The sequence below is a fragment of the Gracilibacillus xinjiangensis genome, assembly GCF_042651765.1.
GTDB lineage: Bacteria > Bacillota > Bacilli > Bacillales > Amphibacillaceae > Gracilibacillus > Gracilibacillus xinjiangensis.
This window is the reverse complement of record NZ_JBHSDT010000008.1, coordinates 1,253,706-1,276,987: the sequence shown is the minus strand read 5'-3', so window position 1 is coordinate 1,276,987 and position 23,282 is coordinate 1,253,706. Positions and strand designations below refer to the sequence as shown.

23 protein-coding genes and 1 tRNA gene are annotated in these 23,282 nt (G+C 37.0%); 22 read left to right on the top strand and 2 right to left on the bottom strand.

The genetic code is table 11. The features are described 5' to 3' along the window. The first annotated feature begins 162 nt into the window (after nucleotides 1–162). The 10 genes from uvrB (at nucleotide 163) to ACFOY7_RS17755 (ending at nucleotide 10,206) form a co-directional block, all read left to right on the top strand. Nucleotides 163–2,148 carry an excinuclease ABC subunit UvrB gene (uvrB, locus tag ACFOY7_RS17800; RefSeq protein WP_390254008.1) on the top strand — a complete coding sequence of 662 codons (1,986 nt, stop codon included), beginning with the start codon at nucleotides 163–165 and terminating at the stop codon, nucleotides 2,146–2,148. A 6-nt stretch (nucleotides 2,149–2,154) separates the two neighbouring features. Next, complete coding sequence (gene uvrA / locus ACFOY7_RS17795; RefSeq protein ID WP_390254006.1) at nucleotides 2,155–5,010, top strand: excinuclease ABC subunit UvrA; 2,856 nt, start codon at nucleotides 2,155–2,157, stop codon at nucleotides 5,008–5,010. Between the two features lie 253 nt (nucleotides 5,011–5,263). Then, nucleotides 5,264–5,617, top strand: a complete 354-nt coding sequence (locus ACFOY7_RS17790; protein ID WP_390254005.1) for a YojF family protein — start codon at nucleotides 5,264–5,266, stop codon at nucleotides 5,615–5,617. Nucleotides 5,618–5,632: 15 nt separating this feature from the next. Continuing rightward, complete coding sequence (bshB2, locus tag ACFOY7_RS17785) at nucleotides 5,633–6,292, top strand: bacillithiol biosynthesis deacetylase BshB2 (protein WP_390254003.1); 660 nt, start codon at nucleotides 5,633–5,635, stop codon at nucleotides 6,290–6,292. A gap of 109 nt (nucleotides 6,293–6,401) precedes the next feature. Further along, complete coding sequence (locus tag ACFOY7_RS17780) at nucleotides 6,402–6,599, top strand: PspC domain-containing protein (protein ID WP_390254001.1); 198 nt, start codon at nucleotides 6,402–6,404, stop codon at nucleotides 6,597–6,599. Nucleotide 6,600: 1 nt separating this feature from the next. Next, nucleotides 6,601–6,942 carry a phage holin family protein gene (locus ACFOY7_RS17775; protein ID WP_390253999.1) on the top strand — a complete coding sequence of 114 codons (342 nt, stop codon included), beginning with the start codon at nucleotides 6,601–6,603 and terminating at the stop codon, nucleotides 6,940–6,942. 195 nt (nucleotides 6,943–7,137) lie between these two features. Then, nucleotides 7,138–8,088: an HPr(Ser) kinase/phosphatase gene (gene hprK / locus ACFOY7_RS17770; RefSeq protein ID WP_390253998.1), complete on the top strand. Its 951-nt coding sequence runs from the start codon at nucleotides 7,138–7,140 to the stop codon at nucleotides 8,086–8,088. Nucleotides 8,089–8,116: 28 nt separating this feature from the next. Beyond that, a complete protein-coding gene (gene lgt, locus ACFOY7_RS17765) occupies nucleotides 8,117–8,953 on the top strand; it encodes a prolipoprotein diacylglyceryl transferase (protein ID WP_390253996.1) in 837 nt (278 codons plus the stop codon). 78 nt (nucleotides 8,954–9,031) lie between these two features. Beyond that, on the top strand, nucleotides 9,032–9,673 hold the full coding sequence (gene ppaX, locus ACFOY7_RS17760; RefSeq protein WP_390253994.1) for a pyrophosphatase PpaX: 642 nt from the start codon (nucleotides 9,032–9,034) through the stop codon (nucleotides 9,671–9,673). Further along, nucleotides 9,673–10,206, top strand: a complete 534-nt coding sequence (locus ACFOY7_RS17755) for an acyltransferase (RefSeq protein ID WP_390253992.1) — start codon at nucleotides 9,673–9,675, stop codon at nucleotides 10,204–10,206. The genes ppaX and ACFOY7_RS17755 overlap by 1 nt, the downstream gene beginning before the upstream one ends. A gap of 18 nt (nucleotides 10,207–10,224) precedes the next feature. Here ACFOY7_RS17755 and ACFOY7_RS17750 read toward each other — a convergent pair whose 3' ends face one another. After that, a complete protein-coding gene (locus ACFOY7_RS17750) occupies nucleotides 10,225–11,133 on the bottom strand; it encodes a ketopantoate reductase family protein (RefSeq protein ID WP_390253991.1) in 909 nt (302 codons plus the stop codon). 249 nt (nucleotides 11,134–11,382) lie between these two features. Here ACFOY7_RS17750 and ACFOY7_RS17745 point away from each other — a divergent pair, with 249 nt between their 5' ends. The 6 genes from ACFOY7_RS17745 (at nucleotide 11,383) to ACFOY7_RS17720 (ending at nucleotide 16,970) form a co-directional block, all read left to right on the top strand. Beyond that, nucleotides 11,383–12,390: a tetratricopeptide repeat protein gene (locus tag ACFOY7_RS17745; protein WP_390253989.1), complete on the top strand. Its 1,008-nt coding sequence runs from the start codon at nucleotides 11,383–11,385 to the stop codon at nucleotides 12,388–12,390. Between the two features lie 76 nt (nucleotides 12,391–12,466). Beyond that, nucleotides 12,467–13,417 (top strand): thioredoxin-disulfide reductase, encoded by a 951-nt coding sequence (trxB, locus tag ACFOY7_RS17740; RefSeq protein ID WP_390253987.1) that lies wholly within the window; start codon nucleotides 12,467–12,469, stop codon nucleotides 13,415–13,417. 282 nt (nucleotides 13,418–13,699) lie between these two features. Continuing rightward, complete coding sequence (gene rapZ / locus ACFOY7_RS17735; RefSeq protein WP_390253986.1) at nucleotides 13,700–14,581, top strand: RNase adapter RapZ; 882 nt, start codon at nucleotides 13,700–13,702, stop codon at nucleotides 14,579–14,581. Nucleotides 14,582–14,586: 5 nt separating this feature from the next. Next, nucleotides 14,587–15,540 (top strand): gluconeogenesis factor YvcK family protein, encoded by a 954-nt coding sequence (locus ACFOY7_RS17730; protein WP_390253984.1) that lies wholly within the window; start codon nucleotides 14,587–14,589, stop codon nucleotides 15,538–15,540. A 22-nt stretch (nucleotides 15,541–15,562) separates the two neighbouring features. After that, nucleotides 15,563–16,513 (top strand): DNA-binding protein WhiA, encoded by a 951-nt coding sequence (whiA, locus tag ACFOY7_RS17725; RefSeq protein ID WP_390253982.1) that lies wholly within the window; start codon nucleotides 15,563–15,565, stop codon nucleotides 16,511–16,513. 202 nt (nucleotides 16,514–16,715) lie between these two features. Continuing rightward, on the top strand, nucleotides 16,716–16,970 hold the full coding sequence (locus tag ACFOY7_RS17720) for an HPr family phosphocarrier protein (RefSeq protein ID WP_390253980.1): 255 nt from the start codon (nucleotides 16,716–16,718) through the stop codon (nucleotides 16,968–16,970). A 40-nt stretch (nucleotides 16,971–17,010) separates the two neighbouring features. On the opposite strand, the gene clpP is transcribed toward ACFOY7_RS17720, so the two are convergent. Then, the gene (gene clpP, locus ACFOY7_RS17715) at nucleotides 17,011–17,607 is read right to left on the bottom strand and encodes an ATP-dependent Clp endopeptidase proteolytic subunit ClpP (protein WP_390253978.1); all 597 of its coding nucleotides are present in this window, start codon (nucleotides 17,605–17,607) and stop codon (nucleotides 17,011–17,013) included. Nucleotides 17,608–17,867: 260 nt separating this feature from the next. Between clpP and ACFOY7_RS17710 the strand changes: the two genes are divergently transcribed. The 6 genes from ACFOY7_RS17710 to ACFOY7_RS17685 all read left to right on the top strand — a co-directional run bounded on the left by ACFOY7_RS17710 (nucleotide 17,868) and on the right by ACFOY7_RS17685 (nucleotide 23,277). Further along, nucleotides 17,868–17,940: transfer RNA gene (locus ACFOY7_RS17710), tRNA-Arg, on the top strand. A gap of 574 nt (nucleotides 17,941–18,514) precedes the next feature. Further along, nucleotides 18,515–19,477 (top strand): L-lactate dehydrogenase, encoded by a 963-nt coding sequence (locus ACFOY7_RS17705; protein WP_390253976.1) that lies wholly within the window; start codon nucleotides 18,515–18,517, stop codon nucleotides 19,475–19,477. Between the two features lie 82 nt (nucleotides 19,478–19,559). Continuing rightward, nucleotides 19,560–19,802 (top strand): glutaredoxin family protein, encoded by a 243-nt coding sequence (locus ACFOY7_RS17700; protein WP_390254160.1) that lies wholly within the window; start codon nucleotides 19,560–19,562, stop codon nucleotides 19,800–19,802. Nucleotides 19,803–19,934: 132 nt separating this feature from the next. After that, nucleotides 19,935–20,963 carry a sugar-binding transcriptional regulator gene (locus ACFOY7_RS17695; protein ID WP_390253974.1) on the top strand — a complete coding sequence of 343 codons (1,029 nt, stop codon included), beginning with the start codon at nucleotides 19,935–19,937 and terminating at the stop codon, nucleotides 20,961–20,963. 39 nt (nucleotides 20,964–21,002) lie between these two features. Further along, a complete protein-coding gene (gap, locus tag ACFOY7_RS17690; RefSeq protein WP_390253972.1) occupies nucleotides 21,003–22,010 on the top strand; it encodes a type I glyceraldehyde-3-phosphate dehydrogenase in 1,008 nt (335 codons plus the stop codon). Nucleotides 22,011–22,095: 85 nt separating this feature from the next. Then, nucleotides 22,096–23,277 (top strand): phosphoglycerate kinase, encoded by a 1,182-nt coding sequence (locus ACFOY7_RS17685; protein WP_390253970.1) that lies wholly within the window; start codon nucleotides 22,096–22,098, stop codon nucleotides 23,275–23,277. Nucleotides 23,278–23,282 lie beyond the last annotated feature (5 nt).

The window sequence follows — 23,282 nt, the reverse complement described above, 5'->3', positions numbered from 1 at the left end:
ATGCATTATCCACTTATATAACCTCGAAAATTCATATCTCTTTTATCACCCACCAGCGTTTGGTTATAATGATATTGTATGATACTAAATTAAACGAATATTTGTTCGCTTTTTATAGCGACTTCATGTATAATAGTTACATTGAGAAACGGAGGTAAAAAGATGGAACAGAATACTTTTTCGTTGGAGGCACCATATCAGCCGCAAGGTGACCAACCAAAAGCAATTAAAGAATTAGTGGAGGGGGTAAATAATAACCAGCGTTGCCAAACATTACTGGGTGCAACAGGTACTGGAAAAACATTTACGATATCCAATGTTGTTAAAGAAATTAATCGTCCTACATTAGTTATTGCCCATAACAAAACATTAGCAGGTCAATTGTATAGTGAATTTAAGGAATTCTTCCCAAACAATGCGGTCGAATATTTTGTCAGTTATTATGATTATTACCAGCCAGAAGCATATGTTCCATCAACAGATACCTTTATCGAAAAAGATGCGAGTATTAATGATGAGATAGATAAATTAAGGCACTCAGCTACTTCGGCATTATTTGAACGAAATGATGTTTTGATTGTTGCGAGTGTTTCTTGTATATATGGTTTAGGTTCACCGGAAGAGTACAGAAGCCAAGTGCTTTCATTGCGTGTTGGAATGGAAAAAGAACGAGATGATCTTTTGCGCGAATTGGTGAACATTCAATATGCCAGAAACGACATAGATTTTCAACGGGGTACCTTTCGCGTTCGTGGCGATTCTGTTGAAATCATTCCAGCATCAAAGGAAGAACATTGTGTTCGTGTCGAATTCTTTGGCGATGAAATTGATCGAATTCGTGAAGTTGACGCATTAACAGGTGAGATACTTGGGGATAGAGAACACATTGCTATCTTTCCTGCTTCCCACTTCGTGACAGGTGAGGAAAAATTAAAAATCGCAATGGAAAACATAAAGACAGAATTAAAAGAACAGTTAGCAAAGTTCCGGGAAGAAGATAAACTGCTGGAAGCACAAAGAATAGAACAACGGACAAATTACGATTTGGAAATGATGGCTGAAATGGGCTTTTGTTCAGGAATTGAGAATTATTCCAGACACCTATCATTAAGGGAAGCGGGGTCCACTCCATATACCTTATTAGATTACTTTCCCGAGGACTCTTTAATCGTAATTGATGAGTCACATGTTACATTACCCCAAATTCGTGGTATGTATAATGGAGACCAGGCACGGAAACAAGTTCTAGTGGATCATGGTTTCCGCTTGCCTTCAGCAATGGATAACCGGCCATTAACTTTCGATGAATTCGATAAAAAGGCAAACCAATTAATATTTGTTTCAGCAACACCAGGCCCTTATGAACTCGAACATACACCGAAAATGACAGAGCAAATTATTCGTCCAACAGGTTTATTAGACCCTGAAGTCGAAGTCAGACCAATTGAAGGCCAAATAGATGATTTGATTGGTGAGATTAATGAACGTGTTACTAAAAATGAACGTGTACTTGTTACAACATTAACGAAAAAAATGTCGGAGGACCTTACAGATTATTTAAAAGAGATTGGAATAAAAGTTGCCTACCTTCATTCTGAAATAAAAACACTGGAGCGAATTGAAATTATTCGGGATTTAAGGATAGGGAAGTATGATGTTCTTGTTGGTATCAATTTATTAAGGGAAGGTTTAGACATTCCGGAAGTTTCTCTGGTTACTATATTAGATGCTGATAAAGAAGGCTTCTTACGCTCTGAGCGTTCCTTAATCCAAACAATGGGACGTGCAGCCCGAAATGAAAATGGGAAAGTAATTATGTATGCCGACAGGGTAACTGATTCGATGCGTAAGGCTATTGATGAAACGTATCGCCGTCGAGAGAAACAAGAAGCGTATAACAAGGAACATGGCATTACACCTAAGACGATTAAAAAAGAAGTCAGAGATGTTATCAGAGCAACAATGGCTGCAGAAACAGAAGCAACGTATGGAGAAGAGACTCCAAAATTAAAAGACATGTCAAAGAAAGAGAAAGACAAGCTAATCGAAAAAATGGAGCAGGAAATGAAGCAGGCAGCAAAGGAATTAAATTTCGAGCGTGCTGCAGAGCTTCGTGATTTAGTTTTAGAACTGAAAGTAGAAGGGTGATCAGTAATGGCAAAGAAAACCATTTCGATTAAAGGAGCACGTGCACATAATTTAAAAAACATTTCGATTGATATTCCAAAAGATAAATTAGTTGTTCTAACAGGATTGTCCGGCTCGGGGAAATCTTCCCTAGCTTTTGACACAATCTATGCTGAGGGGCAAAGACGTTACGTAGAATCACTTTCAGCATATGCCAGACAATTTTTGGGGCAAATGGATAAGCCGGATGTTGATTCAATTGAAGGATTATCACCTGCAATCTCGATTGATCAGAAAACTACTAGCCGTAATCCACGGTCAACAGTTGGTACGGTTACAGAAATTTATGATTATATGCGTTTATTATTTGCTAGAATAGGGCATCCTGTTTGTCCAATCCATGGGGTGGAAATCACTTCACAAACTGTAGAGCAAATGGTTGATCGGATTCTGGAATATGAGGAGCGAACAAAACTTCAAATTCTCGCACCAGTTGTATCGGGAAGAAAAGGGACCCATGTGAAAACAATCGAAGATTTGCAAAAAGAGGGATATGTCCGTTTACGTGTCGATGGTGAGATGCGTGAAATTAGTGATAATATTGAATTAGACAAAAACAAAAAACATTCGATCGAAGTGGTTATTGACCGAATCGTCGTAAAGGATGGGGTTTCTTCAAGGCTATCTGATTCAATCGAGTCAGCGTTAAGACTTGGCGATGGAAAAGTTATAGTAGATGTGATTGGGCAAGAGGAGCTGCTTTTTAGTGAAAAACACTCCTGTCCAATATGCGGCTTCTCCATTAATGAATTGGAACCGCGAATTTTCTCGTTTAACAGTCCTTTTGGAGCATGTCCAACTTGTGATGGTCTAGGTTCCCAATTAGAGGTTGATGTCGATTTAGTTATCCCTAATCGCGATTTATCTTTAAACGACGGAGCAATTATTGCCTGGGAACCAACTAGCTCGCAATATTATCCGCAACTGTTGAAAAGTGTTTGTGATCACTACGGAATTGATATGGATATACCTGTTAATAAACTCCCAAAAGGCCAGTTAGATAAAATTTTAAAGGGAAGCGGCAAGGAAAAGATCTATTTTCGATATGAAAATGATTACGGCATGTTACGCGAAAATGATATTTACTTTGAAGGTGTATTGAACAATATTGCCAGAAGATATAAAGAAACGTCGTCTGATTTTATTAGAGAACAGATGGAAAAATATATGACAACCAAGGCCTGTCCTGCATGTAATGGTTACCGGTTAAACCAAGAAGCATTGTCTGTGAAAATTAATAGTCAACATATCGGCCAGGTTACAGCAATGTCTGTCACAGAAGCTCATCAATTTTTTACAACATTAGACTTATCTGAGAAAGAGCAGCAAATATCTCAAATGATTATTCGGGAACTGGATGATCGACTTACTTTCTTAACCAATGTCGGACTGGATTACTTAACATTATCGCGTGCTGCAGGTTCTTTATCCGGTGGAGAAGCACAAAGGATTCGTTTAGCTACTCAAATTGGTTCTGCACTAACAGGCGTTCTTTATGTACTAGATGAACCTTCCATAGGTTTGCATCAACGTGATAATGACCGGCTTATTCAGACATTGGAACGAATGCGGGATTTAGGAAATACGCTTATCGTTGTGGAACATGATGAGGATACAATGCTTGCAGCCGATTATTTAATTGACATTGGTCCAGGTGCAGGTGAACATGGTGGACAAATTGTTGCGGAAGGCACACCGAAACAGGTAATGAAAAAGAAAAGCTCTCTAACCGGCCAATATTTAAGCGGCTCTAAATTCATCCCGTTGCCGAAAGAAAGGCATCATGCAGGTGATCGCTTCCTGGAAATTATAGAGGCAGAAGAGAATAATTTAAAAAATGTCAGTGCCAAAATCCCGATTGGTCTTTTCACAGCTGTTACAGGTGTGTCGGGTTCTGGAAAGAGTACATTAATTAATGAGATTTTGCATAAATCATTGTCAGCAAAATTGCACCGTGCGAAACAAAAGCCTGGAAAACATAAAGAGATCAAAGGAATTGAATATTTAGAGAAAGTTATTGATATTGATCAATCACCAATCGGACGTACACCGCGCTCAAACCCGGCAACATATACCGGCGTTTTCGATGATATTCGAGATGTTTTTGCCCAGACAAATGAAGCCAAAGTTCGCGGATATAAAAAAGGCCGTTTTAGCTTTAATGTGAAAGGTGGTCGTTGTGAAGCGTGCCGTGGCGATGGAATTATAAAAATCGAAATGCACTTCTTGCCAGATGTGTATGTTCCATGTGAAGTTTGTGATGGGAAACGATATAAGAGGGAAACATTAGAAGTAAAATACAAAGGGAAAAATATTGCGGATGTATTAGATATGACGATTGAAGAAGCAATGAAATTTTTCGAAAATATTCCAAAGATAAAACGAAAACTTGAAACAGTGTATGATGTTGGATTAGGGTATGTTCGGCTTGGTCAGCCTGCTACAACTCTGTCTGGCGGGGAAGCACAACGTGTCAAACTAGCCAGCGAATTACATCGTCGTTCAAACGGGAAATCATTATATATATTGGATGAACCTACTACAGGACTTCATGTTGATGATATCTCAAGATTGCTAGTTGTTATTCAACGTTTAGTGGAGAATGGAGACACTGTTGTTATTATTGAACATAACCTTGATGTAATTAAGGCTGCTGATTACATTGTTGACCTCGGGCCAGAAGGCGGCGATGGCGGTGGTACGATTGTTGCGACAGGCACCCCGGAAGAAATAGTAAAAGTCGAAGCATCCCATACAGGTCGTTATTTAAAGCCAATTCTTGAGCGGGACCGTGAAAGAATGGGAGAAAAAGCAATTAATTAAAAAACTGCCTTAATGGCAGTTTTTTAAGATTGATTTTTAACATTGCTTACATAAAAATGTTTACTCGACCAAATGAAAATTGTTTATAATTGCGGTGTGAATGCGAAGATTTTTACAATCTTCACTTAATATACTAGCGGCTTATTAAATTTTCATGATTCTAAAATGGTATCTTCTCTTGCAAACACCAGACAAGCTAATCAATCAATACTATGATAAAATATTATACGTATTTATAAGGAGGTTTTAAACAGTGGAACCAATTGATATAAATTTGTTACAGGAAGAGATAGATAACAGGACAAACAGAGATGTCTATGTGCATTTAGAAACAACCAATGGTGCATATGCCAGTCATTTTAATAAAGATTCCTATAATGTCGGTGCATTTATCAGAAATGCGAAAGTAAAATATGAACGTGGAAAAGTAGTAGGTGCAGGTGCTACATACAGAGTTGGATTAAAACTAGACATTGGCTGGATTTATGCAGAAGGTGTAAACCAGTATGAAGTAGATAAAAACGGGAGTCTGTTAATGGCAGGCCATGACCGCGAAGGACGTCTAATGGTTGCACTGCAAATTAGTGAACGGCCATTTCATTATTAAAAGGGGGCAAAAATAATGAGTGAACATGTTGTAGTAATATATCCACACCCAGATGATGAGGCATTCGGTGCTTCAGGAACGATCACAACATTCCGGGAAAAAGGGATTCCTGTTACCTATTTGTGTGGAACTTTAGGAGAAATGGGAAGAAATATGGGAAATCCAACCTTTGCCACAAGAGAGACACTGCCTGAAATTCGTAAAAAAGAGCTGATTAAAGCATGTGAAGTATTAGATATCGAATTAAAAATGCTGGGTTATCGTGATAAAACACTGGAATTTGAATCAAGAGAAGAAATAGCTGAACATCTTTATTCTTATTTAGAAGAAATTAAGCCATCGCTTGTTATCACCCATTATCCAGGTTATGCAGTTCACCCTGATCATGACGCATTTGGTGCAGCTGCTATCCGTGCAGTGGAAATGTTGCCAGAGGATGAACGGCCAACAGTCTGGGCACAGGCAATCAGCAATGACCATGTGGAAGTTCTCGGAAAACCGCATATACAAAATAATGTCTCAGACGTTTTCCGCAAGAAATTCGAAAGTATTTTAGCACATAAGTCACAGGCTGATGGTATGCTTTCAAAAGTCAGAAATGAGTCTGATGATATGGAACTTGCTGCCAAAACATGGCTTGGCACAGAAACATTTTATGTTTGGGATTTTAATTAATCATCATTCGTCTTCCTCAACAAGAAAATTGTTTGCAAAATTGATGTAGTGGAATAGTATAATTAATAGTACATTGTTGCAAAAGACTGATTGTTTCAAGGAGGAAAATATGAATCGGAATTTATATCGATCTGAACACAATAAAATGCTTGAAGGTGTGCTGGGAGGAATTGCAGAGAATTATAATTTAGACCCAGCACTTTTAAGACTAATTTACGTTATTCTGTTTATTTTTACGGCAGGCTTACCGTTGTTTCTATTGTACATCGCAGCAACTATCATCATTCCAAAAAGGGGTGTAGAGTAAAATGAGATGGATACTTTCTCTTGTATTAAATGCTCTTGCTCTGATGTTAATTGATTATTTGTTTGATGGAATAACTATTGACGGGTTTATGATTGCTCTTGTTGCAAGTATAATCTTGGCAATGCTTAATGCAATAGTAAAACCGATCCTTGTTATATTAACACTGCCAATTACAATTGTTACGCTTGGATTGTTTCTATTCGTTATAAATGCCGTAACGTTAATGTTAACACAGGCATTGTTAGGTGATAAATTTATCATCAATGGCTTTGGAACAGCTATCATTGCGGCAATATTATTTTCCATTCTCAATATATTTATAAATAAAATAGTGAAAGATTAAATAGGGCGGAGAGACTCCGCTCTATTTAATTTTTTTCTTTAGAAAACTATACGAATTTTACAAAAAAGTGCTACAATAGAAACGATTGTGGTGGTAAATTTTATACACAAAATATTTTCTTCTTGACGATTAAGTAGCTAGCAAGCAGTATTTTTAATGATTATAAAAAGATGGTTCGACTGGGGGCTAAAAATGATGGCAAAGGTTCGTACTCAAGATTTACTAGATCGATTTAAGATTGAACTAATTGCAGGGAAAGAAGGTGTACATAGAGAGATATTTATGAGTGAGGTTTCCCGGCCAGGTATTGAATTAACAGGATACTTTAAATACTATCCTAAAGACCGACTGCAATTACTAGGAAAAACAGAACTTTCTTATTTTTCTGAATTAACCAAAGAAGAAAAAAAAGATCGTTCTTATAAATTGTGTACAGATATTACACCAGGTATTGTAGTTACCCGTGATATGGAAGTACCGGAAGAGTTAGTGGAGGCTTGTGAAAATTCTGGTGTTCCATTAATGCGCTCACCATACAAAACGACACGTGTCATTAGCAGGATAACAAATTTCCTAGAAGCTAAGTTCGCTCCATTTACCGCAGTACACGGGGTATTAGTCGATATTTATGGGATTGGTGTACTTATTACAGGTCAGAGTGGTGTGGGGAAAAGTGAAACGGCGCTAGAATTAGTAAAGAGAGGGCACCGTTTAGTAGCGGATGATAGTGTCGAAATTAGACAAGAAGATTATGATCGGCTAATTGGTTCTTCTCCTCCGCTAATTGAACATCTGTTAGAAATTAGAGGCTTAGGTATTATTAATGTTATGACATTATTTGGTGCAGGGTCTGTACGCTCACATAAGCGAATTTCTTTAGTGATTAATTTAGAAACATGGGATCAGAAGAAACAATACGATCGCTTAGGTTTAGAAGAAGAGACAATGCCAGTTATTGATGTGAAGATACCAAAAATAACACTTCCCGTTCGACCTGGACGTAATTTAGCTGTTATTATTGAAGTGGCAGCAATGAACTTCCGCTTAAAACGAATGGGTGTTAATGCAGCAGAAGAATTTTCCCAAAGGTTAACAAAAATGATAAAACATGGAGAACGAGAAGAAGAAGAGTTTGATTTAGACTAGTTAATGTGGAGAACGGAGGAGATCGAATTTGGGATGTGAAGCACCTGCACTGGATCCTGTATTCCTTTGGATTGGTTCGTTACCAATTTACTGGTATGGTGTAATTATTGCAACAGGCGCATTTTTAGGTTTGTGGGTTGCAACAAGAGAAGCAGATCGATTGGGTGTGAAGAAAGACTATATTGTTGATCTAGTTGTCTACGCCATTCCTATTGCAATATTGTCAGCTAGAATCTATTATGTTATTTTCGAATGGCATAGATATTCAGATGGGCCTTGGTGGAAAATATTCGCAGTATGGGAAGGCGGTATTGCCATCCATGGCGCATTAATTGGAGCTGTCATAACTGCGATCATTTATACAAGGATTCGTAAATTGTCATTCTGGCAAATTGCTGATATTCTCGCACCAAGCCTTATATTAGGCCAAGCAATTGGGCGTTGGGGAAATTTTATGAACCAGGAAGCCCACGGTGGACCTATATCGGAAACTACATATAATAACTTTCATCAATATTTGCCTGATTTTATCATGAATCAAATGTGTATTGATGGAACGATCTATCACCCAACATTTTTATACGAATCATTATGGAACATTATAGGGTTTATTATCTTAATCCTATTAAGAAAGTTACCACTGCGTCGCGGGGAAATGTTCTTAACATATATGACCTATTATTCAATTGGGCGCTTCTTCATCGAAGGAATGCGAACGGACAGTTTATATATTGTCGGCCCATTAAGAACAGCACAGGTTCTTTCCATTATTCTGGTTGTTATTGCGATTATTCTTGTTATTTACAGAAGAAAAAAAGGATTGGCTGATAAAACGTATCAAGGCAAGAAAATGGGAAGAAAATAAACGAAATGGATGGCTTTTGCAGATCATAGCAAAAGCCCCTTTTTTCTAAGCAAAGTAATAATTTTTGGAGGAATGAAAATGAAAATAGAAACCATTTTATTTGATTTAGATGGAACATTAATTGATACGAATGAGTTGATCATTGCCTCATTCACACATACTGTCGAGAAATTTGGTGACAGGCCATATACTCGGGAAGAGATCATCGATTTTATTGGGCCGCCACTTACGGACAGTTTACAAAAAGTAAATCCAAACAGTGTGGAAGAAGCAATGGCAACATACAGAGAACACAATTATGCTAACCATGAAAAATATGTAAAAGCATATCCGACAGTTGTTGACACAATGAATAAACTAAAAGATGCTGGATATAAATTGGGAATTGTTACAACAAAATTATCAGATACAGCTAAATTAGGATTAGAAATAACCGGTATGGCTAATATATTCGAAGTCTTAATCGGCTTAGACGATGTGGAGAATGCCAAGCCACATCCTGAACCAATTTTAACAGCTATTGAAAAGTTACAAGCAAATCCGATGACAACATTAATGGTTGGAGACAATTATCATGATATTGAGGCAGGTCATAACGCAGGTGTACAGACAGCTGGGGTCGCTTGGACAATTAAAGGCAGGGAAATCCTTGAATCACATCACCCTACATATATGTTAGAGCAGATGAGCGACTTACTCCAAATTGTCGGAGCAGACTAATGCGCAAAACGGAGCGTTATAAAGTAACTGGTGCCAACTCATTATGGCATGTTTATAAAACTGTGCCATTTTGGAAAGTTGTAAAAAATTTTGTTGTGATACAAATCGCTAGATATACGCCATTTCTGAAAATGAAAAACTGGTTATATCGTATGTTTTTGCGGATGGAAGTGGGTAATCAAACTGCCTTTGCTTTGATGGTCATGTTGGATATCATGTTTCCGGAAAAAATTCATGTTGGCAGAAATAGTGTTATAGGCTATAATTCGACAATTTTAGCGCATGAGTATTTAGTTAGGGAATACCGGTTAGGAGATGTTGTCATCGGGGACGAGGTGATGATTGGTGCCAACAGTACCATTTTACCAGGAGTTACAATAGGTGATGGTGCCATTGTTGCCGCAGGGACGGTCGTCCATAAAGATGTAGAGGCAGGGACGTTTGTTGGTGGAAATCCGATGAAAGTTATCTTCACAAAAGAAGAAATGGACAAGCGGATAGGAGAAGACCCATTCTTTCAACAAAAAAGCTGATGAACCATACGGGATTCATCAGCTTTTTGCTTTAATAATTGCATAAATTGTTTTTAAATTTGGTACTTCCACATTATTTGTTTTTGCTAATTCTAATGCAAATCCTTGTAAATGCTCCAATTCAATTGCCAACCCTTTGCGCATATCCTGGTGCATTGATGACGTTGCATCTTCATGTAAGCTAATCATTGTCTTGATAGCCTTATCAATGTGTTTGTCTTCTAATACGCCGTCCTCCAGTTGGGCAATTGTTTTCATTTCGGTTAATATCCCCTTGACAATTTCCATTGTCTGAGGGTGTTGTCTAATCTTGCCAATCGGTAAATCAGCTGCTGTAGTTATTCCAGAAAAAGATGTGATAAACATGTATTTATACCAAAGGTCTGTTCTTATTCTGTCACTATATTTTGCATCCATATTGCAGTTTTCCGAAATTCTCATTAATCGTTCGCAAATTTCTGTCTGTGAATGGGTGAGGGCACCAAAACGAATTTCGTGCAGTTTACTAGTATGCTCTACGTGACCTTTCTCATTTAATGTTGCAATAATATTGGCAAGTCCACCAAGTACTTTATGCTCTCCGAAATGGTGGATTAACGGGGCATAGTGAGCTAAACCATTTAAAATTGGTAAAATGTACGTATTTTCACTGCACATTTTTTCAATCATTGGTATAACATTCTCAAGGTGATAGCCTTTTACAGCGATAATTATGATATCTATATCTTGTAATGCAGATGGATCTGTTACAGTTTGGGGTGCATTGATTATTGTATCACCACATATGCTTCTAATATGTAAACCATTTTCCTCTATTTGTTGTTTGCGTTTTTTTCTTACAACAAAAGTAACATTAGCACCACCATCCAGCCATTTCGCACCAAAATATGCACCTAAAGCTCCTGCACCAATTATAGCAATATTCATTATCCATTCCTCCCTGCTTAATATGTTACCATAAAGCAATACTTTCATCAGTGAGTAAATGAACGGTCAGCTCGAAGATGAGATTGCTTTTTCAAAGTAAAATTGCTACAATGATAAATTAGAACTAATTTTGTTAACAGATATATGTTATAATGCATTAGTCGAACAGCAGAATGAAATTTTTAAAAGTCAAAGTAAAGATTAATATATACAACACTTTTAGAAAAAGAAAGGATGGGTAAATACAGCGTGACAAAACCAGATCAATCAGACCAGAATATCATTCCTTTTATACCTGATGGAGAATTTTATTTTGCAAAAGGTGTAGAAGCATACCAAAAACAAAAATTTGAACTATCTCTTAAATGGTTTGCTAAAGCTCTATCTGAGAAACCTGATCATCCTTTGTACCAATGTCAAATGTCCATTGTCTATACTGAACTCGGTTCATATCATAAAGCAAATCAGTTACTGACAAAAGTGCTGACAGCTTATGGTGATGAGTATATTGATTGTTATTATTTGATTGCAAATAATTACGCACATCTTGGATTACTGCAAGATGCGATTAAGTATGCAGAGTTATACTTGGAAAAAGCTCCAGAAGGTGATTTTACAGAGGAAGCTGTCGGATTATTAAGTGTTCTCGATTTTGATGAAGATGAAGAAGATGATGATTGGGCATTAGAAGAGGAAGATGATGTTCTTATTTACCAGGAGACGGTATTTTACCATCTGGAGAGAGAAGAATGGCAAGAAGCAATCGCATTATTAGAAGAGATGATTGCATTATTTCCCGAGTTTTCTCAAGCGCGACATGAATATCATTACGCGTTATTTTTTGCAGGAGAAACAAAAGAAGCAATCGCTTTAGAAGAAAAGTATGTTCAAGACCATCCGGAAACATTGAACAGTTATATGAATTTAGCGATCTTCTATTATTATACAAATGTAAAAGAGAAATTTAATCATCTGATAACAATGCTTCAAAATATTTATCCTGTTCACGAACAACAAAAATTAAGGATGGCAACAACTTTCACACAAATTGGCCTTTATGAGGAAGCACTGAACCGGTTTAGGCTATTGCATAAATCGAAATTAAAAGGTCACCCTTCTTATTATAGATGGTTTAGTACCTGTTATTTCTTTGTTGGAAATGAAGAAAAAGCGGAAGCGGTATGGTCAGAAGGTTGTAAAGAGCATAGTATATTAGCAAAACAATCCAGGCCCTGGAAGCGGGATAAGCTTATCTGATAATTGAGCATAATATTAGACCTTTTTCGTTATGCATAAGATAATGATTATACAATCGTTAGGAAGGATGAGAAATATGACAGAAGAGAGAATTTATGACGTAATTATTGCTGGCGCAGGTCCTGCAGGGATGACGGCGGCTGTTTATACATCTCGTGCCAACTTAGATACATTAATGCTTGAAAGAGGTATTCCAGGTGGACAAATGGCAAACACAGAAGATGTCGAAAACTACCCTGGTTATGACCATATTTTAGGCCCGGATCTTTCGAATAAAATGTTCGACCATGCGAAAAGATTCGGCGCAGAATACGCGTATGGTGATATTAAAGAAGTCATAGATGGCAAAGATTACAAAACAGTGATCGCAGGCTCGAAAGAATATAAAACACGTTCATTAATTATTACAACTGGTGCACAATATAAAAAATTAGGTGTTCCGGGAGAAGAAGAGCTTGGTGGGCGTGGTGTATCTTATTGTGCGGTATGTGATGGAGCATTTTTCAAAGAGAAAGAACTAATCGTAGTCGGTGGGGGTGACTCTGCGGTAGAAGAAGGTGTCTATCTGACAAGGTTTGCCAGCAAAGTGACAATTGTTCACCGTCGTGATGAGTTACGCGCCCAAAAAATTCTGCAAGACAGAGCATTTAAAAATGATAAAATTGATTTTGTCTGGGATACCATAGTTAAATCAATTAATGGCGAAAACGGGAAAGTATCAAGTGCAACTTTATTAAATAAGAAAACAGGGGAAGAATATGAGCACAAAACAGATGGTGCATTTATTTATATCGGAATGGTGCCATTAAGCGAACCTTTTAAATCATTAGGAATTACGAATGAAGAAGGGTACATTCCAACAAATGAAAATATGGAAACAAGTGTACCTGGTGTATTTGCTGCAGGTGATATTCGTGACAAAGAGTTACGTCAAATTGTCACAGCGACAGGTGATGGAGCAATTGCTGCTCAAGCAGCACAAGCGTATGTGGAAAACTTACAAGAAGCTGCGGAAATAACTAAATAATTTCTGTCATCATTTAGCAATCTTAACGTAAAAAGAAATTAACGCCACTGTAACACGCATGAAACATAAATTAGATACAATGTAATTAACTAATTGACCCCCTTTTTTAATAAATAGAACTTGACGGCATAGGCTTCCATACCTATGCCAATTTTTTTGCTTTGTTCTCTTAATTTCTACGTGTATAATAGATAGGTGAAACCAAAAAAATGTTACGGACGACCGTTTTTTTTATTGATAAAATTATTTAATAGAAAGATTATTAAGGGAGGTTTGCATTGTATGGGGACACCTTCAGAAGAGACTAAGTTAGTAATTATTACAGGTATGTCAGGTGCTGGGAAGACAGTGGCCGTACAAAGCTTCGAAGATTTAGGCTACTATTGTGTCGATAATCTTCCCCCGGCATTGTTACCAAAGTTCTTAGAATTAATGCGTGATGCAACGAATAATATCCAGAAAGTAGCACTTGTAATGGATTTGAGAGGGCGCGAATTCTTTGATTCGTTATTTGAAGCATTAGACCAATTGGGCCAAGAAAATTGGCTCGAGGAACATATATTATTTTTAGATGCAAGTGATCAAGTACTAGTGTCCCGATACAAAGAGACAAGACGTTCACATCCTCTTGCACAAAATGGTCTCCCTTTAGAAGGTATTCATGCAGAAAGAACGATTTTGGACCAACTGCGAGGTCGTGCACAGCATTTTATTGATACATCTAAATTGAAACCAAAAGAGCTCAGAGAAAAAATTGTCGATAGATATAGTGAGAAAGAACAAGAGATCTTTTCTGTTCATACGCTTTCCTTTGGATTTAAGTATGGATTGCCGATCGATGCTGACCTTGTCTTTGATGTACGTTTCCTGCCAAACCCGCATTATGTCGAACATATGCGGCCACTTACAGGACTCAATACAGAAGTTTCTTCCTATGTATTTAAATGGTCAGATACAAAAGTGTTTTTAGATAAAACAATCGATTTATTACAATTCATGTTACCGCAATATAAAAGGGAAGGGAAAAGTCAACTCGTGATCGCAATTGGATGTACTGGCGGACAACACCGTTCGGTAGCTATAGCTGAATATTTAGCAAAGTATTTCCAAAAAAACTATGTTACTCATGTCAGTCATCGTGATATTGACAAGCGGAAGGGATAACGTTTATGACACACTCAGATATAAAAAAGGTAGTAGTAATTGGCGGAGGAACTGGCATGCCAGTGCTATTGCGTGGCTTAAAAGAGCATAATATCGACCTGTCTGCCATTGTAACAGTTGCAGATGATGGAGGGAGCTCAGGAAAACTTCGGGCAGAGATGGAGATTCCAGCACCAGGGGATATCCGAAATGTAATTGCAGCATTATCTGATGTGGAACCAATGTTGATGAATTTATTCCAGCATCGTTTTACAAAAGGAAACGGGTTATCAGGACATTCGATGGGGAACCTGCTGCTCGCTGCAATGACTTCTGTTACAGGTGATTTTTATAGAGGGATTAAAGAAATTTCCCGTGTACTAAATGTCAAAGGTAATATTTATCCGATTGCTAATCAGAGTATGTTCTTACATGCAGAATATGATGATGGTACTATTGTTACTGGTGAATCAAATATTCCAAAAGAGGAGAAGAAAATTAAACGTGTTTTTTTAAAACCTAATCCTGTTTTACCTTTGCCAGAAGCAGTTGATGCTATTCACCAGTCGGATCTTGTTGTCATTTCCCCAGGAAGTCTTTATACAAGTATCCTTCCTAATCTGATCGTTCCGCAAATAGGAAAAGCATTGAAAGATACAAAAGCAAATGTTGTTTATGTTTGTAATGTCATGACCCAGGTCGGTGAGACAAATGGATATACAGTAGGTGACCATGTACTGGCAATAACAGACCATATTGGTCCAGGGTGTATTCAATCAGTAATTGTCCATAATAAAGAAATTGACCCTAATATGAAATTAGTCTATGCAGAAGAACAAGCAGAGCCAGTTAAATATGATTTAGATCGCCTGAAAAGCATAGGATTAGAAATTATTGAAGAGGATATTGTTAAAGTGAAAAACAATTCATTAAGGCATGATACAGAAAAAATTGCCAATCTTCTCGTTTCTTTATTGTAGGGGAAAAAATGGGGGGAGAAAGTTGTCATTTGCATCAGAGATTAAAAAAGAGTTAACAACTATTGAGAATGAGCCATGCTGCAACCATGCGGAACTTGCTGCATTAATTCGCATGAATGGCGCAGTATCTTTTTCAAGGCTTCATTATTCATTAGATGTCCAAACAGAAAATGCGGCCATCGCTCGCCGTATTTATACATTAATTAAAAGTCTTTATGGATATCCCGTCGAATTACTTGTGAGAAAGAAAATGAAATTGAAAAAAAACAATGTATATATTGTTCGAATGAATGAAGGTGTGAAAAATATGTTAGTCGATATGGAGATCTTGATTGAACCATATCAATTTATTCGTACAATATCAGATAAATATAAACAAAAAGAATGCTGCCGGAGAGCGTATTTGCGCGGGGCCTTTTTGGCAGGTGGTTCTGTAAACAATCCAGAAACATCATCTTATCATTTGGAAATATATAATTTTTACGAAGAACATAATCAAGCATTATGTGATTTATTGAATGACTATAACCTTCATGCGCGAGTTTTAGAGCGGAAAAAAGGCTTTATTGCCTATATAAAAGAAGCGGAAAAAATTACAGAATACTTAAATTACATTGGTGCACATCAAGCATTGTTTAAGTTTGAGGATGTTCGAATTGTAAGGGATATGCGTAATTCTGTTAATCGCTTAGTAAATTGCGAGACGGCAAACTTAAATAAGACAATCGGTGCAGCATTTAGACAAGTAGAAAACATCCGATATATTCAAAAAACAGTTGGACTAGAAGCATTACCTGATAAATTACGGGAAATAGCGGAATTGAGAATGGAGCATCAAGATGTTTCACTAAAAGAGTTAGGTGAAATGGTATCAGGCAGTAAAATCAGTAAATCAGGCATTAATCATCGCTTGAAAAAAATCGATCAATTTGCCGAACAATTACGTAATGAGAATGTTACAACAAATAATTAAAAGCTTACTATAATCCTCGAAGAACAGGTTATCCTCTTCGGGGATTATTTTTAATAAGCATGAAACATCAAAAGAGCAGTCCGGGCTTGTTAAAGACAATTATATATGTATCGAATTTAAAAATCGTTTTTATTGGTAATAAATAAGGGGATAGTATAGTATTATAATTATGGTAACGCTTACAAAGAGAGGGGCTTTAAAGATGGTGGAAAAAAATGTCATTATTGACGTAGAACCAGGTTTGCAAGCACGTCCTGCAGCTCAATTTGTACAAAAAGCTAACAGTTATTCTTCAGAAATTTTTATTGAAAAAGATCAAAAAAGAATCAATGCAAAGAGTATCATGGGTTTGATGAGCTTAGCATTAGCGAGAGGAAATGAAATTAAGCTGATTGCAGATGGTCCAGATGATCAAGAGGCACTGGAAGACTTAGCAAGCTTTGTTGAAGGAACATAAAACAGCAAAAAACCCAGCCACTAAAAGCTGGGTTTTCCTATTAGTTTAAATCAGCCGGCTTCTTTTCCATTACTCTATCAATTAGGCCATATTCTTTTGCACGTTCAGCTGTCATGAAGTTATCACGATCCGTATCTTTTTCGATTACTTCAAGTGGTTGACCTGTACGATCTGCTAAAATTTGGTTTAATTTTTTACGCATTTCTATAATACGGTTAGCATGGATTTGAATATCAGATGCTTGACCTTGAGTTCCGCCCAATGGCTGGTGAATCATTACTTCACTGTTTGGTAAGGCAAAGCGTTTGCCGGGTTCACCAGCTGCAAGAAGGAAGGCACCCATAGATGCTGCCATACCAATACAGATTGTTGATACATTTGGTTTAATGAACTGCATTGTATCATATATTGCCATACCAGCAGTGATTGATCCACCTGGTGAATTGATGTATAATGAAATATCTTTATCAGGATCTTCTGCAGCTAAGAATAGAAGCTGTGCAACAATACTGTTAGATACATTATCGTCAATAGCACTGCCCAGCATAATGATTCTGTCTTTTAAAAGGCGAGAGTAAATGTCATAGGCACGCTCACCACGGTTTGTTTGTTCAATAACTGTAGGGATTAAATTCATAAAAAAAATTCCTCCTTATGTTGCTTCTAAATTTAATAAATCTTTAACTATTTTCATCATAACTTAATGGTCAAATAAGGTCAAAAGATTTGAACCGCATTATGAACAATTATGTATTATAACAACATCTTTCCCTTTTTTCCCATTGTTTAAACAACTGTCTTGAACAGTTTATGAATGCTCATCTAGAAAAATGCGAAATTTACCATTGAAAAGATTGGGTGTATTAGTTATAATAAAAAATGTCGCTATTTAAATATGCGCTCGTAGCTCAGGGGATAGAGCAATGGTTTCCGGTACCATGTGTCGGGGGTTCAAATCCCTCCGAGCGCGTACTCTTTATTTTATTCCACTACAAAAATCTGCTGTTTCATTATCCACTGTATCAAACCATCCATATCATATCGATTGGACTTTATCCTCTGGTTTCAAAACCCTTTTCCATCTCTCTTGACAAAATTTTGATTGAGATATCTGGATAGCAAGGATGATAGTGAGAGTATAAAGCCGACTTTCCGTTGAATGATTCATAATAAATTCCCCGAATTTTAAGGATTTAGCTTAAGTGTTAGCTTATATCTACTTTCTATTGATTACTAAAAAATGCCATGTTGGATCCAACATGGCATGGATAATTTATTGTAAATTATCCATTGAGACTACCTGGCTCTCAAATTCATAAAGCACCAAAACAAGTACAAAATAAAAATCTAGATAATCCAGAGAAAGAATGAATTTTGAATACCTCTAAAAAAATTGGTGTCATGATTATCAAATGGTTCATAGTATTGAATAGTTGCTCAACATTTCACAATATTATCATATATCTGCCTTTTATCACCAATAAAAATAGGATATAGTAAGAATATATTCAAATGTTCTTCAATAATGTTTAGGGGTGATTTTGATGGCTGGTAAGAAAACAAAGTTAAGAAAAGTCGTAATTATCGGAACTGGATTTGTCGGAACAAGTTATGCATATGCATTATTAAATCAAGGAGTAGTAAATGAGTTAGTACTAATTGATTTAGATCGTGAGAAAGCAGAAGGTGAAGCAAGGGACTTGAATCACGGCATGGCTTTTGGCAATCCGATGAGAATAAGAACTGGTGACTATGAAGAATGCCATAATGCTGACCTTGTAGTAATTACAGCCGGTGCAAATCAACGCCCTGGAGAAACAAGATTAGACTTAGTGTCAAAAAATGCACAAATCTTCAAAGGTATTATAAACAAAGTAATGGATGTTGATTTTCAAGGGATTTTCCTTGTGGCAACAAATCCAGTAGACATTCTTACACAACTTACAAAAGAAATTTCCGGCTTGCCGAAAGAGCGTGTTATCGGTTCTGGGACCATTCTGGATACAGCAAGATTCCGCTATTTATTAGGTGAACATTTTGAGGTGGATCCCAGAAATGTACATGCATATATAATGGGAGAGCATGGAGATTCAGAATTACCTGTTTGGAGTCATGTACAGATAGGCGGTGTACCATTAAGCAAGTATGCGGGTATTACTGATTTTGATCAGCATGAACAGATGAAAGCAATATTTGAAAATGTTCGTGATGCGGCTTACCATATTATTAAGCGAAAAGGAGCAACATATTACGGGATTGGTCTTGGGTTAGTTCGTTTAACACGAGCAGTTTTGAATAATGAAAATGCAATTGTGACAGTGTCTGCTTATCTGGAAGGCCAATATGGATTAGAGGATATATATATAGGCGTACCCGCAATTCTGAATGAGAATGGTGTCAGAGAAATTATTGAATTAAACTTAACTGACAAAGAACAGGAGCAATTGCGAGATTCTGCAAAAATACTTAAAGAAATGGTAGAAGCAGGTAGAGAAGCAATAAAATGATCATCTTTTTCAACCATAGAGAAAAATGTGAGGAGATGGTGTGAAAAATCATTGTCTCCTCATAATGGAAGAGGGTATTGAATTGACTGTAAAATTATATGGAAAAGAAAATTGCTCCATATGTACGGATGCAAAAATGATTTTAGAGCTATTGCAAACAGAGTACTTTTTCGAAATTGATGAAATAGATATATATGAAGATGATACGTTATTAGAGAAATATCATCTCATCATTCCGGTGATCGAAGTAGAGGGAGAAATTGCCGATTTTGGAAAAGTGGATTACGATAAAGTGGCGAATTTTCTGAAAACTAAAAATTATTGACTAAAATAGTTGAGAAATTATAAACACTTTGATAGAATCATTTATGGAAGTTGATTTTTTTTAGTCTATGTGGGACGATTTTTGACTAGGAGGGACAAATATTTCCCGGTATCGAAAAAGGAGCGTTTCCGATTGAAGGAATTACTGGATATTCAAGAAAAATTGTTCCCAGATATTTTAGATGTCATGCAAAAAAGATATAAAATATTGCAATACATACAACGGATGCAGCCAATTGGACGCAGAAGTTTATCCGATAATCTTCAAATGAAAGAGCGTGTTATTCGATCAGAAACAGAATTTTTGAATAAACACGGCTTTATTGCAGTGACATCAAAAGGGATGCAAGTTACGGAAGAAGGAAATGCGGTCATTGAGAAATTAGCTGAGTTCATGAATGGAATTTCTGAATTTCGTGTTTTAGAATCACAGATTAAGGATAAATTACAATTGGAACAAGTATTTATCGTTGCGGGGAATAGTGATGAACAACCCTCTGTTAAAGAAGAATTAGGGAAAGCATGTGTACAGTTCCTTAATACTATATTAACTTCCAATCAAACGATAGCTGTTACAGGTGGTACATCGATGGCAGAAGTGGCTAATCAGATGAAACCATTATTACATGCACCAAAATGTACGTTTGTCCCTGCACGTGGCGGCTTAGGGGAACAGGTGGAAAACCAGGCTAACACGATTTGTGCACAAATGGCGAAGAAAGCAAACGGCAATTATCGTATGCTTTATGTTCCGGATCCGCTAAGTGAGGATTCATATCACTCTATAATCGAAGAACCGACAATTAAAGAGATCTTAGAAATGGTTCACGATGCAAAAGTTGTTCTTCATAGTATTGGTGATGCCTTCACAATGGCTAAGAGACGTAAAGCATCAGATAGCGTAATAGAAAAGTTAAGGTCAGGCAATGCTGTTAGTGAAGCTTTTGGCTATTATCTGGACGAACAAGGGGAAGTTGTTTATAAAGTTCGTACTGTTGGTATACAAATTGAAGAGTTGAAGCAAGCACAGTATGTTATTGCTGTTGCTGGTGGTAAATCAAAAGCAAAAGCGATCCAGTCATATTTTAAGCAAGGAAAAAGTAATGTGCTTATTACAGATGAGGCAGCAGCGAAAGAGTTGTTAAAGGGAATTTCCCTTTAAATATAAAAAATTAAGTACAACCTTAAGGAGGATATTAGCATGGCAGTAAAAGTAGGTATTAATGGTTTTGGCCGTATTGGTCGTAATGTTTTTCGTCAAGCTTTAAAAAATAATGAGGTGGAAGTAGTAGCAGTTAATGATTTAACTGATGCGAACATGCTTGCACACTTGTTAAAATATGATTCTGTTCACGGCAAACTTGAAGAGGAAGTTTCTGTAAAAGGTGACGCTCTTGTAGTTGGCGGTAAAGAGATTAAAGTACTATCTGATCGTGACCCGGCTAACTTACCATGGGGTGATTTAGGTGTGGAAATCGTAGTTGAATCTACTGGATTCTTCACTAAACGTGAAGCTGCGGCTAAACACTTAGATGCTGGTGCGAAAAAAGTAATCATCTCTGCTCCTGCATCTAATGAAGACATTACGGTTGTAATGGGTGTTAACGAAGATAAATATGATCCAGCAAATCATCATGTAATCTCTAATGCATCTTGTACAACAAACTGTTTAGCTCCATATGCGAAAGTGTTAAATGATACATTTGGTTTAAAACGCGGTATGATGACAACTATTCACTCATACACTAACGATCAGCAAATCTTAGACTTACCTCATAAAGATTACCGTCGTGCGCGTGCAGCTTCTGAAAATATCATTCCTACAACTACTGGTGCTGCTAAAGCAGTTTCACTAGTATTACCTGAATTAGAAGGTAAATTGAATGGTATGGCAATGCGTGTACCAACTCCAGATGGTTCACTAGTTGACCTTGTTGCAGAACTTGATAAAGAAGTAACTGTTGAAGAAGTAAACGGAGCGCTTAAAGAAGCAGCAGAAGGTAAATTAAAAGGTATCCTAGGATATTCTGATGAGCCTTTAGTATCTGTAGATTACATCGGAAACACTAACTCTTCTACTATCGATGGACTTTCTACAATGGTTATGGAAGGTAACATGGTAAAAGTAGTATCATGGTATGATAACGAAATGGGATACTCTAGTCGTGTAGTTGATTTAGCAGCATACCTTAAAGCACAAGGACTATAAGAATTAGCTAGAAAACGGGAGGGGGATCAATCCTCCTCTCGTTTTCCAATTTAATAAGGATTTAATCCCAAGGAGGTTCCATTCAATGAATAAACAGACAATTAAAGACATTGATGTTAAAGGGAAAAAGGTTTTTTGCCGAGTTGATTTTAACGTACCGATGAAAGACGGAGAAGTAACAGATGATACACGTATCAGAGCAGCATTACCAACAATTGAGCACTTATCTGAACAAGGTGCAAAAGTGATTCTGGCAAGCCACTTAGGCCGCCCGGGCGGGGAAGTAGTCGAAGAATTACGCATGGATGCTGTTGCGAAACGTTTAAGTGATTTAATCAATAAATCTGTTGTGAAAACTGATGAGGTTTACGGAGATGAAGTAAATCAAGCAGTAAGCGAACTAAATGATGGCGATATTCTGCTTATCGAAAATGTTCGATTTGAAGCTGGTGAAACAAAAAATGATCCGGCATTAGCGAAAGCATTTGCTGACTTAGCTGACTTCTATGTGAATGATGCATTTGGTGCTGCTCACCGTGCACATGCATCAACAGCTGGTATTGCTGAACATATTCCATCAGCAGCCGGGTTCTTACTTGAAAAAGAACTAGACGTGCTAGGGAAAGCATTATCGGATCCTGATCGTCCATTTACAGCAATTGTCGGCGGAGCGAAAGTAAAAGATAAGATTGGTGTAATTGATCACCTGTTAGATAAAGTGGATAACTTAATCATTGGTGGTGGACTTGCGTATACTTTCGTTAAAGCAATGGGTAACGAAATTGGGAAATCACTTTTAGAAGAAGACAAAATTGAGTTAGCAAAAGAATATATGCAAAAAGCTAAAGACAAAGGTGTTAATTTCGTAATGCCTGAAGATGTTATTGTTGCTGATGACTTCTCAAATGATGCTAACACTCAAGAGGTTAGCATCGAAAATATCCCAGCAGATTGGGAAGCATTAGATATTGGTCCAAAAACTCGTGAAAAATATGCTAAAATAGTAGCTGAGTCTAAGCTGGTAATTTGGAATGGACCAATGGGTGTATTCGAATTGGATACTTTTGCAAATGGTACAAAAGCCGTAGCAGATGCATTAAGTAAAACAGAAGGGTATACTGTAATTGGTGGCGGTGACTCTGCAGCAGCTGTTGAGAAATTTGATCTTGCAGATAAAATGGATCATATTTCCACTGGCGGTGGTGCTTCTTTAGAATTTATGGAAGGTAAAGAACTGCCAGGTGTTACTGCTTTAACTGACAAGTAAGAAAA

What these genes read in the sequence shown, in the direction of transcription:
- uvrB (WP_390254008.1), top strand. Translation starts at nt 163, where the DNA reads ATGGAACAGAATACTTTTTCGTTGGAGGCACCATATCAGCCGCAAGGT.
- uvrA (WP_390254006.1), top strand. Translation starts at nt 2,155, where the DNA reads ATGGCAAAGAAAACCATTTCGATTAAAGGAGCACGTGCACATAATTTA.
- bshB2 (WP_390254003.1), top strand. Translation starts at nt 5,633, where the DNA reads ATGAGTGAACATGTTGTAGTAATATATCCACACCCAGATGATGAGGCA.
- ACFOY7_RS17780 (WP_390254001.1), top strand. Translation starts at nt 6,402, where the DNA reads ATGAATCGGAATTTATATCGATCTGAACACAATAAAATGCTTGAAGGT.
- ACFOY7_RS17775 (WP_390253999.1), top strand. Translation starts at nt 6,601, where the DNA reads ATGAGATGGATACTTTCTCTTGTATTAAATGCTCTTGCTCTGATGTTA.
- hprK (WP_390253998.1), top strand. Translation starts at nt 7,138, where the DNA reads ATGGCAAAGGTTCGTACTCAAGATTTACTAGATCGATTTAAGATTGAA.
- ppaX (WP_390253994.1), top strand. Translation starts at nt 9,032, where the DNA reads ATGAAAATAGAAACCATTTTATTTGATTTAGATGGAACATTAATTGAT.
- ACFOY7_RS17755 (WP_390253992.1), top strand. Translation starts at nt 9,673, where the DNA reads ATGCGCAAAACGGAGCGTTATAAAGTAACTGGTGCCAACTCATTATGG.
- ACFOY7_RS17750 (WP_390253991.1), bottom strand. Translation starts at nt 11,133, where the DNA reads ATGAATATTGCTATAATTGGTGCAGGAGCTTTAGGTGCATATTTTGGT.
- trxB (WP_390253987.1), top strand. Translation starts at nt 12,467, where the DNA reads ATGACAGAAGAGAGAATTTATGACGTAATTATTGCTGGCGCAGGTCCT.
- rapZ (WP_390253986.1), top strand. Translation starts at nt 13,700, where the DNA reads ATGGGGACACCTTCAGAAGAGACTAAGTTAGTAATTATTACAGGTATG.
- ACFOY7_RS17730 (WP_390253984.1), top strand. Translation starts at nt 14,587, where the DNA reads ATGACACACTCAGATATAAAAAAGGTAGTAGTAATTGGCGGAGGAACT.
- ACFOY7_RS17720 (WP_390253980.1), top strand. Translation starts at nt 16,716, where the DNA reads ATGGTGGAAAAAAATGTCATTATTGACGTAGAACCAGGTTTGCAAGCA.
- clpP (WP_390253978.1), bottom strand. Translation starts at nt 17,607, where the DNA reads ATGAATTTAATCCCTACAGTTATTGAACAAACAAACCGTGGTGAGCGT.
- ACFOY7_RS17705 (WP_390253976.1), top strand. Translation starts at nt 18,515, where the DNA reads ATGGCTGGTAAGAAAACAAAGTTAAGAAAAGTCGTAATTATCGGAACT.
- gap (WP_390253972.1), top strand. Translation starts at nt 21,003, where the DNA reads ATGGCAGTAAAAGTAGGTATTAATGGTTTTGGCCGTATTGGTCGTAAT.
- ACFOY7_RS17685 (WP_390253970.1), top strand. Translation starts at nt 22,096, where the DNA reads ATGAATAAACAGACAATTAAAGACATTGATGTTAAAGGGAAAAAGGTT.